This is a genomic window from Streptomyces sp. NPDC020996 (assembly GCF_040641355.1).
Taxonomy (GTDB): Bacteria; Actinomycetota; Actinomycetes; order Streptomycetales; family Streptomycetaceae; genus Streptomyces.
Window position 1 is genome coordinate 34,450 of sequence record NZ_JBFADM010000065.1, and the last position, 11,290, is coordinate 45,739.

Annotated in this window: 11 protein-coding genes; 1 reads left to right on the forward strand and 10 read right to left on the reverse strand. The window is 74.3% G+C overall.

Annotated elements, in window-relative coordinates; translation table 11 throughout:
• Positions 1-18 precede the first annotated feature (18 nt).
• The 10 genes from AB0G63_RS32340 to AB0G63_RS32385 all read right to left on the reverse strand — a co-directional run bounded on the left by AB0G63_RS32340 (position 19) and on the right by AB0G63_RS32385 (position 10,117).
• The gene (locus tag AB0G63_RS32340) at positions 19-762 is read right to left on the reverse strand and encodes an SOS response-associated peptidase (RefSeq protein WP_360757602.1); all 744 of its coding nucleotides are present in this window, start codon (positions 760-762) and stop codon (positions 19-21) included.
• Positions 763-904: 142 nt separating this feature from the next.
• Entirely contained in the window at positions 905-2,347 is a 1,443-nt protein-coding gene (locus AB0G63_RS32345; RefSeq protein ID WP_360757605.1) for an aldehyde dehydrogenase, read from the reverse strand.
• On the reverse strand, positions 2,340-2,540 hold the full coding sequence (locus AB0G63_RS32350; RefSeq protein WP_360757607.1) for a 2-hydroxymuconate tautomerase: 201 nt from the start codon (positions 2,538-2,540) through the stop codon (positions 2,340-2,342). Before AB0G63_RS32350 ends, AB0G63_RS32345 begins: the two co-directional genes overlap by 8 nt.
• The gene (locus AB0G63_RS32355; protein ID WP_360757609.1) at positions 2,540-3,349 is read right to left on the reverse strand and encodes a 4-oxalocrotonate decarboxylase; all 810 of its coding nucleotides are present in this window, start codon (positions 3,347-3,349) and stop codon (positions 2,540-2,542) included. Before AB0G63_RS32355 ends, AB0G63_RS32350 begins: the two co-directional genes overlap by 1 nt.
• Positions 3,349-4,410: a 4-hydroxy-2-oxovalerate aldolase gene (dmpG, locus tag AB0G63_RS32360; RefSeq protein WP_360757611.1), complete on the reverse strand. Its 1,062-nt coding sequence runs from the start codon at positions 4,408-4,410 to the stop codon at positions 3,349-3,351. The genes AB0G63_RS32355 and dmpG overlap by 1 nt, the downstream gene beginning before the upstream one ends.
• Positions 4,407-5,351: an acetaldehyde dehydrogenase (acetylating) gene (locus AB0G63_RS32365; RefSeq protein WP_360757614.1), complete on the reverse strand. Its 945-nt coding sequence runs from the start codon at positions 5,349-5,351 to the stop codon at positions 4,407-4,409. Before AB0G63_RS32365 ends, dmpG begins: the two co-directional genes overlap by 4 nt.
• Positions 5,348-6,142 carry a 2-keto-4-pentenoate hydratase gene (locus tag AB0G63_RS32370; RefSeq protein ID WP_360757617.1) on the reverse strand — a complete coding sequence of 265 codons (795 nt, stop codon included), beginning with the start codon at positions 6,140-6,142 and terminating at the stop codon, positions 5,348-5,350. Before AB0G63_RS32370 ends, AB0G63_RS32365 begins: the two co-directional genes overlap by 4 nt.
• A gap of 147 nt (positions 6,143-6,289) precedes the next feature.
• On the reverse strand, positions 6,290-7,249 hold the full coding sequence (locus AB0G63_RS32375; protein ID WP_360757619.1) for a PEP/pyruvate-binding domain-containing protein: 960 nt from the start codon (positions 7,247-7,249) through the stop codon (positions 6,290-6,292).
• Positions 7,250-7,547: 298 nt separating this feature from the next.
• A complete protein-coding gene (locus tag AB0G63_RS32380) occupies positions 7,548-9,284 on the reverse strand; it encodes a PEP-utilizing enzyme (RefSeq protein ID WP_360757621.1) in 1,737 nt (578 codons plus the stop codon).
• Positions 9,281-10,117, reverse strand: coding sequence for an IclR family transcriptional regulator (locus AB0G63_RS32385; protein WP_360757624.1), 837 nt, complete (start codon positions 10,115-10,117; stop codon positions 9,281-9,283). Before AB0G63_RS32385 ends, AB0G63_RS32380 begins: the two co-directional genes overlap by 4 nt.
• Positions 10,118-10,185: 68 nt before the next feature.
• Between AB0G63_RS32385 and AB0G63_RS32390 the strand changes: the two genes are divergently transcribed.
• Positions 10,186-10,992: an IclR family transcriptional regulator gene (locus AB0G63_RS32390; RefSeq protein ID WP_360757627.1), complete on the forward strand. Its 807-nt coding sequence runs from the start codon at positions 10,186-10,188 to the stop codon at positions 10,990-10,992.
• Positions 10,993-11,290 lie beyond the last annotated feature (298 nt).

Consider the following 11,290-nt stretch of genomic DNA (forward strand, 5'->3'; position numbering starts at 1 on the left):
CAGGGCCGCCGGGCGGGGTCAGGCCGCGAGTTCGTCGAGGAGGTGCGGGCCGTTGTTGTGGACGTTGTTGACCGCGGTGGAGACCGGGCGGGCGTTCAGGTGGCCGCCTGCCGGACGGTCCAGCAGGGCCCGCAGCTCGTCGGGGTCCTGGTGGGCGGGGTCGAGCCAGGCCTCGTAGTGGCCGGGGGTGAGGGCGAGCGGCATGCGGGGGTGGACGCGGCCGGCCTCGTCGGTGGCCTCGGTGGTGATGATCGTGCAGGTCATCAGCCAGGCGGCGGAGTCGTCGTCGTGCCCGACGGCCGGGTCGCGCCAGTACTCGTACAGACCGGCGAGCGCCATCACCTGTCCGTCCTCGGGGTGGATGAAGTACGGCTGCTTGCGCGGCCTGCCGGTGCGGGGGTCCTCGGCCTGCTCCCACTCGTAGAAGCCGTCGGCGGGCAGCAGGCAGCGGCGGCGGGCGAACGCGCGGCGGAAGGCGGGTTTCTCGTGCACGGTCTCCATCCGCGCGTTGATCAGGCGGGCGCCGATCTTCACGTCCTTCGCCCAGGACGGCACCAGGCCCCAGCGCAGGGGCCGCAGTTCCCGCTCCGCCGCGGCCGTCCCGTCCGTGTCCCTCGGCGTGCGTTCCAGGACGGCCCACACGTCGTCGGTCGGGGCGACGTTCCAGTTCGGCGCGAGCGTCTCGTCGGCGCGCCAGTCGGTCACCCCGAACAGCGGGGCCAGTTCCTGCGGGCTGCGAGTGGACACGTATCGACCGCACATGCGGCCACTCTGCCACCGTGGCCTGCCCGGTCACCACGCCGCGGCCGCGGTTCGACGGCCTGGGCGTGACGGCGCGGGCCCGGGCGGCTGCCTTCCCCCGCAGCGTGGAGGCAGCCGCCCGGACGGTCCCCCGGTCCGGCGGTCAGTCCTGGGTGATCTGCATGACGACCGCCTTGGGTTCGGTGAAGAACTCGCGGCTGAAGTTGCCGCCCTCGCGGCCGACGCCGGAGTCGCCGACGCCGCCGAAGGGGGCGCGCAGGTCGCGGACGAAGAAGCAGTTCACCCATACGGTGCCCGCCGTGAGGGCGGCGGAGACCCGGTGCGCGCGGTGCAGGTTCTCGGTGAACAGCATGGCGTTGAGGCCGTAGGGGGTGTCGTTGGCCAGCCGTACCGCCTCCGCCTCGGTGTCGAAGGGGTGGACGACGACCACCGGTCCGAAGATCTCCTCGCGGACGTGCCGGGAGTCCAGCGGCAGGTCGGCCAGCACGGTCGGCCTGACCACCCAGCCGTCGCCGAGGCCGCCCGTGAGCATCTTGCCGCCCTGCTCGTCGACCGACTCCACGTAGCCGCGGACCTTCGTGTAGTGCTCCTGCGAGGCCAGCGGGCCGAACTGGGTCGCCTCGTCCTTCGGGTCGCCGATCACCAGCGCCTCGGCCGCGGCGGTGAAGCGGGAGAGGAACTCGTCGTAGATCTCCCGCTGCACGTAGAGCCGGCTGCCGGCCAGGCAGACCTGGCCCGCGTTGCGGAAGATCGCCTGGACCGACCAGTCGACCGCGTTGTCCAGGTCGGCGTCGGCGAAGACGATGTTGGCGCCCTTGCCGCCGAGTTCGAGGCTGACCGGGGTCAGGTTGGCCGCCGCCGCGCGGGCGATGACGCGGCCGGTGCCGGACTCGCCGGTGAAGGTGATCCGGTCGACGCGGGGGTCCTCGGTGAGGGCCTGCCCGGCCGAGTCGGGGCCGTAGCCGTGGACCACGTTGAGCACGCCCGGCGGCATCCCGGCCTCCAAGGCCAGCCGCGCCAGCAGGGTGGCGGAGACCGGGGTGTCCTCGGCGGGCTTGAGGACCACGGTGTTGCCCCAGGCCAGGGCCGGGGCGACCTTCCAGGTCTCCAGCATCAGCGGGAAGTTCCACGGCGCGATGGCCGCGACCACGCCGGCCGCCTCGAACCGGGTGTAGCTGTGGTGGCCGGAGTCCATCGGCAGCGTCTCGCCGGTCGACAGGCGCGCGTGGTCGGCGAAGAAGCGGAAGTTCTGCGCCGAGCGGGCCACGTCGTGCCGGGCCTGGACCAGCGGCTTGCCCATGTCCCGGGTGTCGGCCAGCGCCAGCTCGTCGGTGTGCTCCTCCATCAGGTCCGCCAGCCGGTGCAGGATGCGTCCCCGCTCGGCGAACCCCATCCGCGGCCACGGTCCCTCGTCGAAGGCGCGGCGCGCCGCGGTCACCGCACGGCCGGCGTCCGCCGCGCCGCCCAGGGGCACCTCGGCCCAGGCCGCACGGGTCCACGGATCGACGGTGTCGAAGCGGGCGCCGTCCAGTGACTCCCCCTCCACCCCGTCGATCACGTGCCCGAAGAACTCCTTGTCAGCCATGGGTCGACTCTCTTTCTGCGATCGTCACGTCTCCTGCGGCGAAGTGCGTCCTGGGTATCTCCCGCACCACCACCCGGACGCTCTGCTGGGGCGCGCCCACCGCCCGCACCACGGCGGCGGTGACTTCGCTGATCAGCGCGCGCACCTGCTCGGGCGTACGGCCCTCGGTGAGGGTGACCTCGACCAGCGGCATCAGCCCTCCCCCTCCCCGGCGGCCGGCCCGCCGCTGAGGAACACCGACCCGAGGTGCGTGAAGTGGCAGGCGATGCTCGCGCCGGGCGGCGCGAACACCGCGTCGGTCATCCCGCCGGTCAGCACCACCCAGCCGGGCTCGATGGCCAGGCCCCGGCGTCCGAGGTCGTTCGCCGCCAGGGCCAGCGCCTCGGCGGGGTGGCCCTGCACGGCGGCTCCGGTGGCGGAGTCGACGATCCGGCCGTCGACCTCCACCAGCACCGCCTCCATGGCCAGGTCCAGGGACCGCGGGTCGAGGCCGACCGGTCCGGTGACGTAGGCGCCGGAGGAGGCGTTGTCGGCGACCACGTCCGGCAGGGTGAACCGGAAGTCGCGGTAGCGGCTGTCGATGACCTCCGCGCCGCCGAACACCGTGCCCACCGCGGACATCGCCTGCGCCGCCGTCACGCCGGGTCCGGCGAGGCGGTCCTTCATCACGAAGACGATCTCCGGCTCCACCCGCGGGTGGATCAGCCGGTCCTGCGGCACGGGCTCGCCCGCGGGCAGCACCATGGCGTCGGTCAGCCAGGCGGTGAGCGGCGAGTCGACGCCCATCCGCTTCTGCTTGGCGCGGCTGGTCAGGCCCAGCTTGACGCCGATCAGCCGCTCGCCGCGGTCCAGCCGACGGCGCAGCGTCTCGTCCTGGACGCGGTAGGCGGTGGCCAGGTCGAGCTCCGGCCACTCGTCGGTGAGGGGCGGGCGGTCTCTGCGGTCGTCCTCGCAGCCGAGCAGCACCCGTGCGGCCCGGTCGACGTCCCAGGTCGTCGTCATCAGCGCACCCCCTGGGCGGCGAGGTCGCCGAGATCGCGTTCCTCCGCGAGCTGCAGGGCGATGTCGATGATCATGTCCTCCTGGCCGCCGACGTACCCGGCCTGCCCCACCCGTTCGAGGATCTCGTGCGCGGGGACGCCGTAGCGCTCGGAGGCGCGTTCGGCGTGCAGCAGGAACGAGGAGTACACCCCGGCGTGGCCCTGCACGATCGCCGAGCGGTCCATCCACGGCAGCCGGGGGATGACCGGCCTGACCACGTCCTGCGCGGCGGACATCACGCCCTGGACGTCGATGCCGGCGTGGATGCCCATCCGGTCGAAGGTGGCGGCGAGCACCTCGGTCGGCGCGTTGCCCGCGCCGGCCCCGAGGGCGCACAGCGCGCCGTCGATCTGCCGGGCGCCCGCCTGGTAGGCGAGGACGGAGTTGGCGACGCCGAGGGAGAGGTTCTGGTGGCCGTGGAAGCCGACCTGCGCCTGGTCGCCGATCTCGTCGAGCAGCGCCCGCACCCGGGCCTGCGCGTCGGACAGCACCAGCGCGCCGGCGGAGTCGACGACGTAGACGCACTGGGCGCCGGCGTCGACCATGATCCGCGCCTGCCTGGCGAGCTGCTCGGGGCCGATGCGGTGGGAGAGCATCAGGAAGCCGACGGTCTCCATGCCGAGGTCGCGGGCCGCGCCGAAGTGCTGCACGGACACGTCCGCCTCGGTGCAGTGGGTGGCGATCCGGGCCACCGACGCGCCCACCGACTGCGCCCGCTTCAGGTGCTCGACGGTGCCCAGGCCGGGCAGCATCAGCACCGCGATCCGGGCCCGCTCGGCCTCGTCCACGGCCGCCGCGATCAGGTCGAACTCGTCCTCCAGGGAGAAGCCGTAGTTGAAGCTCGACCCGCCGAGGCCGTCGCCGTGCGCGACCTCGATGACCTCGACGCCGCTGGTGTCCAGCGCGTGCACGATCGCCCGCACCTGGCCCTCGGTGAACTGGTGGCTCATCGCGTGCGAGCCGTCCCGCAGGGTCGAGTCGGTGATGCGCAGGTCGCGCGGGTTCTCGGGTGGGGTGCTCATGCCGTCACTCCTTGCTCGGCGAGGCGGGCGGCGGCCAGCAGTTCGCCCACCCGGGCGGCCGAGGCCGTGATGATGTCGAGGTTTCCGGCGTAGTCGGGCAGGTAGTCGCCGCGCCCGCGGACCTCCAGGAACACCGCGACCCGGGCCATCCCGCGCCACTGGGTCCGCGCCGGGTCGTACTGCGGCTCGGCGCGCAGCGTGTAGCCGGGCACGTACTCCTGCACGGCGGCGACCATGGCGTGGATCGACTCGGTGACCTTGTCCTGCAGCGGACCTGGCTCGGCGGCTTCGGCGGGTATCGCGCAGAACACCGTGTCGCGCATGACCATCGGCGGCTCGACGGGGTTGAGGATGATGATGGCCTTGCCGCGGCCGGCGCCGCCGACCTTCTCGATCGCGGTGGAGGTGGTCTCGGTGAACTCGTCGATGTTGGCGCGGGTGCCGGGCCCGGCGGAGCGGGAGGCGATCGAGGCGACGATCTCGGCGTACTCCACGGGCACCACGGAGGACACCGCGGACACGATCGGTACGGTGGCCTGACCGCCGCAGGTGATCATGTTGACGTTGGCCGCGTCGAGGTTGAGGTCGAGGTTGACCGGCGGGCAGACGAACGGGCCGACGGCGGCCGGGGTGAGGTCCACGGCCACGATGCCCGCCTCGGCGTAGCGGGGGGCGTTGGCCTTGTGGGCGTAGGCGCTGGTCGCCTCGAAGACGACGTCGGGCAGCGGGTCCTGGCGCAGCAGCCAGTCCACGCCCTCGTGGCTGGTCTGAAGCCCCATCCGCCTGGCGCGGGCCAGGCCGTCGGAGGTGGGGTCGACGCCGACCATGAACCGCGGCTGGAGGATCTCGCTGTGCCGCAGCAGCTTGAACATCAGGTCGGTGCCGATGTTGCCGGGGCCCACGATGGCGGCGGTGGCGCGCCGCTTTCCGTCGCCGCTCATGAGTTCTCCTTCGCGAAGCACGCGGTCACCGAGCCGAGGCCGGCGAACGTCGCGGTGAACGAGTCGCCCGGGGACACGGCGACCGCCGCGGTCACCGAGCCGGGCAGGATGACCTGGCCGGGCTGAAGCACGACGCCCCGCGCGCCGAGGGTGTCGGCGAGCCACACCAGCGAGTTCAGGGGCGAGCCGAGCACGGCGCCGCCGGCGCCGGTGGCCACCAGTTCGCCGTTGCGGTGCAGCAGACAGCCGGACAGCCGCAGATCGACCTGGTGCAGAGGGGTGGGGCGGCTGCCGAGCACCACTCCGCCGGAGGAGGCGTTGTCGGCGATGGTGTCCAGGATGCCGATCTTCCAGTCCCTGATCCGGCTGTCGATGACCTCCAGGGCGGGCAGCACGAAGTCGACGGCCGCGGCCGCCTCCGCCGCCGTGACGCCGGGGCCGCGCAGCGGGCGCTTCAGCACGAACGCGATCTCCGGCTCGACGCGCGGCTGGAGGTAGGCGGAGGCGGGGATCGGCTGGTGCTCCAGATGGAACATGTCGTCCAGCAGGTGACCGTAGTCGGGCTGGTCGACGCCCATCTGACGCTGCATCGCCAGGGAGGTCAGGCCCACCTTGTGTCCCCTGACCCGTGCCCCGGCGGCCTGGCGGGCCTGGATCTGGAGCACCTGGATCTCGTAGGAGTCCTCCAGGGTCATGCCGTCGTACGTTTCGCTGAGCGGCTCGACGGGCTTGCGCGAGGCGTACGCCTCGGCCAGGAGCCCGGCCGCCTCGGCCCGGGACACCACTTCCACGTGGGACCTTCTTCCAGTTCGGCACTCGGATGCGGCCCGGCGGGCGGGGTGTGCCGCGTCGGTACGCCTGGCAGTGACGCTAGGCAGGTCCGGCGCCGGGCGCCTGTCGTGTTCCTTGGTCCGGAACGGCCGGAAAAGTGGCGTATGTCACAGACCGCTGAGGTAGGCGGCCGGATCCCAGACGATGTCGTCGTCCGGGCCGGCATCGTCCGGTGCGGCGCCGGTCACCGGGCGGGCCTGGAGCAGCCACACCCGGCCCTGGGGGTCGAGGGCCCATTCGACGTCCACGGGGTGGCCGAGGACGTCCTCCGCATGGTGGACGGCGTCGACGACGTGGCGGAGGTCCTCGTCCGACAGCAGGGGGCGGCCGGCGCTGCCGTACTCGCGCCGCAGCACACGCACGCCGGGGCGCGCTACCTCCAGCCGTTCGGGCTCCGGCCCGCCGCCGACGGCGCCGCCGACGCCGGGCGCGGCCTCGACGACCGTCCGGTCCCGGCGCCCGGTCACCGGATGCATCGAGAAGGCCGCTCCGGAGACCCGGGCGGGCACCATCTCCATGACGCCCACGCCCATGGCCAGGGCGTCGACCGGCAGTCCGGCGTGCATCCGGTAGGCGAGGGACCGGTGGGTGAACAGGCTCGCCCAGCAGCCTTGGACCGCGGCCACCACCTCGTCGGGCGACCGCACGCCGAGGAAGCTGTCGAACATGCCGGCGAAGCTGTGGTCGGCGCCGTCCTCGGCCACCGCGGAACTGCGGACGGCGACGGGACCGCGGCAGTGCCGGGCGTGGGCCCGGGTGATCTCGGCGCGCAGCGGCCCCGCGACCGGGGTGTCGCGCACCAGCCGGCGCAGCGCGGCCGAGGCGGCGGCGAGGGCGGCGTGGTCCAGCGGACCGGGCAGGGCGGCCAGGCGGGCGGGGAGGACGCCGGCCAGACCGGAGTCCGCCAGGTGGCGCCGGAACGCGTGCGCGGTGACCGCGAACCCGCCCGGCACCCGCAGCCCGGCCCCCGCCAGCCGCGCCAGACGCGCCAGCTTGACCCCGGTGACGGCGGCGCCGCCGGCTCTGGCCAGGTCGTCCGGCGACACCACGAGCCGATGTCCCGTCATCGGGGAACCGTCCTCTCCCGGACCCGCTCCGACGGTGACCGGCCGGCGGGCACGCACGGCCGGGGCGGCGTCGCGGGTGCGGACGCGCGCCGGCGTGCCGTCGTGAGGGCCGTGGCACGCGCACGGGGCACGGGGGCCCGTCGGAGTGCTTGTCGGAGTGCCTGTCGGACTGCCCGTCGGATGGGCCGTCGGACTGACCGTCGGATTCGGTCTCGTCGTCGCGGCGGCGCGGCGGGCACGGCCGTACACGGCCGGAGCCTCCGCCCCGCCGCGTGTCCGCGCCCGCGTGCCGAGGTCCTCATTGCCGCAGCACCCGCACCGTGCCGTGGGTGCCGTCGACCTCCACCTCGTCGCCGTCGCGGATGGCGTGGGTGGCCGAGCCGACCGCTGTGACGGTGGGCACGCCGTACTCCCGGCCGACGATCGCGGCGTGGGAGAGGATCCCGCCCGAGTCGCACACGCATGCCGCGATCACCGCGAAGGCCGGCGTCCAGTTGGGGGACGTCGACTCGCACACCAGGACGTCCCCCGGCCGCAGCCGGGACAGCCCCTCCGCGTCGGTGAGCACCCGCGCCCTGCCCCGGGCGGTGCCGCGGGCCGCCGGTACGCCGTCGAGCCGGGTGACCGTCCGCGTGGCCGCCGCCCGGACGTTGCCGAGGAAGGTGCGGTCGATGCCGAACACCTCGGCCACCACCGGGTCCTGCGGGGCGTCGTCGGTCAGGCTGCCCAGCACCTTCGGCAACGACGGCCGGCGGGCCCGCCACCGCTCGAAGAAGTCCCGCCGCTCCCCCACCAGGCCGCGCAGGGCCGCGTACCGGGAGCGTCCCCCGGCGAGGGCGGCCAGCTCCGGCCAGAACAGGAACACGGCGTCGTCGGCGCGGTCCGCTCCGGCCCGCGCGGCGGTCTCCAGGGCCGCCCGGCGCAGCGGCAGCGCGATCCGCAGGTCGAGGGAGACGTTGTGGTCGTCCTGCCACTTCGGCAGGTTCGCCGCCCGGCAGGAGGCGAGGGCGGCGTCGAACAGCCGCTGGTCCCGACCGCCGAGGGAGCCGCGGATCGCGTCGGCGGCGGCGTCGCGCTGCTGACGGGCGCGGGCCAGTTCGGCGTCGAAGTCGTGCTCGGCGGGCAGATCCAGGAAGGACGCGATGGCTCTGAGGGCCGGGGCGGGGTCCTCCAGCCAGCTGGGCAGGGCCACGTCCGAGGTGCCCTCCGTGCGGTGGCCGTGCGTTCGCAGGAAGTCGCCGAACGCGGTGACCCAGGCGGCCCGCGCGCCGCCGGCCGCGGTGAGGCCGGCCAGCACCCGCTCCCCGGGCGCGGCGGTGAGCACGGCGGCGGACACGCCCGCGCGCCGGGCGGCCCGCGCCAGCTCGCACAGCGCCCGGTCGGTGTCCATCACCCGGGTCCGCTCGCCCTGCAGCAGCACGCCGACCAGGGCCGGGTCCACGCCCAGGGAGTCGCACAGGCGGCGGAAGGCGACGTGGTTGGCCAGCAGCGGGTACATCACCTCGAAGTGGATCTCGAAGGCTCGGCGGTGGAAGCGCCGGGTCTCGGCGAGGTGGGCGGCCAGGTCCGCCGCGTCCAGCCCGGCCGGGTCGGTCGACCACAGCCGCTGCCACCACTGCTCGACCTCCGCCTCCCGGGCGGCCCAGATCCGCGGGAACTCCTCCAGGAAGCGGTTCAGGGCGGCGCGCAGCCGGTCGGCCCTGGCCCGGCGCTCGTACTCGGAGGCCACCGGGATCGCCGCGGCGTAGGTGTGGGTGCCCACCAGACGCTGGGTGATCCCGCGGCTCCCGGGCAGCGGCAGGCACTCGGCGGCCAGTTGGGAGCCCCAGCCGTAGCCGTCCTGGTTGACCAGCAGGCCGAGCGGGGTCAGGCCGCGCGGCCAGTGGAAGTCGAGGAACCACAGGCGGGAGCCGTCCGGCTCGTCGAAGGGGCGGAACGGCTCCACCGCGTACGCCGACTCGGCGTGCTCCGGCCGGAAGCCCGGGTAGCACTCCGTGCCGGCGATCTCCTCGGGACAGGCCGTGGGCGTGCTCACACCCCCAGACACTGGGCGACCTTGCGGGCGGCGACCGTCACCAGCTGGGCCTGACGGCCGAGGTCCCTGGCGATCTCGGCGGTCGAGCCGACCAGGGAGATCGCGGCCCGGGACCTGCCCGACCGGTCCCGCACCGGGGCGGCCACCGAGGCGGCGCCGTCCTTGGCCTCGCTGAGGTTGGTGGCGTAGCCGGTGCGGCGCACCTGCTCCAGCGCCCGGCCGAACTCGTCGGCGCTGCGGATCGTGCGCTCGGTGCAGGACGGGAAGCCGGCCGCCGCGCGGGCCGCCGCCAGGCCGGGGTCGAACGCCGCGATCACCTTCCCGGAGCTGGTGGCGTGCAGCGGCCAGCGGCGGCGGACGTGCGCCATCAGCGGGATCGCGCGGATGCTCTCCAGGCGCTCGATCTGGAGCACGTCGACGCCGTCCGGGATCGACAGGTGCACCGTGCACCCGCTGACCTCGCGCAGTTCCTCCAGCATCGGGAAGGCGGCCCTGCGCAGTTCCAGCCGGCTGTGCGCGATCTGGCCCAGCTCGACCAGGTGCATGCCCAGCCGGTACTGGCGGGTGGCGGGATCCTTCTCGGTCAGTCCCCGCGCGCACAGCGCGCTCAGCAGCCGGTGCGCGGTACTCTTGGCCACTCCCAGGCGCCGGGCGACGTCGCTGACGCCCAACTGCTCCTCGAGGGCGAAGCACTCCAGTACGTCGAGGGCCGCGCCCACCGACCTCAGGCCGCCGTCCCGCAACGCGCCATCGGCGGTTTCCGGCGGTTCCCCCTGGTTCCGCGTCTGCACCGGGATGCGGGTGGACCGAGCCGGATCGGTGATCGCAACCACAGGGGACCTCCTCATTGAGAGCCTCGCGTGCCTGGACTGTGGCCCAGATCTCGCCAAGAATGCAACTGATGTTTCCCACTGAGCGGGACGCTCCCGCACCCTCCGTCCTGGCCCGTGCCGTCTCCGTGCTGGACGCGTTCTCGCCGGACGACGCCGCGGTGACCGTCTCGGAGCTGGGCCGCCGCACGGGGCTGGCCAAGTCGACGGTGCACCGGCTCGCCGTCGAGCTGTGCCGGCTCGGTCTGCTGGAGCAGACGCCGCGCGGGCTGCGGCTGGGGCTGCACCTGTTCGAACTCGGCCAGTTGGTGCCCCGGCGGCGCGATCTGCGGGAGGCGGCGCTGCCGCTCATGGAGGACCTGCGCGAGGTCACCCGCGCCAGGGTGCACCTCGCGGTGCGCGACGGCGTGGAGGTCTTCTACATCGAGATCCTGGGCAGCAAGGCCTACCCGGGCCTGCCCTCGCGGGTCGGCGGCCGGATGCCCGCCCACGCCACCGGGGTCGGCAAGGCGATCCTGGCCTTCTCGCCGCCCGAGGTTCCGGCCGAGCGGATCAGGGCGGGGCTGACGCCGTGCAGCCCGTTCACCGTCGTCACACCGGGAGCGCTGCTGCGGGAGCTGGAGAACATCCGCAGGACCGGGATCGCCTACGACCGGGAGGAGTCCGGCGTGGGCACGGTCTGCGTCGCGGCGCCCGTCCTGGACGCGGACGGACGGGCGATCGCGGCCCTGTCGGCGACGGGCCGGAGCACCCAGTTGGACATCGAACGGATGGGCCCGGCCGTACGCACCGCCGCGCTGGCCCTCGGCCGCCAGCTGGCGGCCAAGCGCAGCGGCTCGGGCGGCCCGGAACCCACCGCCCGCTCACAGTCCGCCTGACGGCCCGGGGCACGCCCGCACCGTGCCGACCGGGTGCCCCTTCGCCGACGGCGCGGGGCGCGCGCGGTCCGTACGCACGGCGGGCGCGGCCCATCCGACGACGCGGGTCGTGCGCGGCCCGCCATCGGCACGTGCACAGCCCGCCCGGCGGGACGGGCACGGCTCCGCACGACGGGGCGGACGCGATGTCCGGCCCGGACGGCGTTCCGGCCGACGGGCGCGGCAGCGCTCACCAATGCCCGCCGAGGACCGTACCTCGGGGCACGGGAGAGCACCCGAAGCGCGGGCGCGGAGCGGG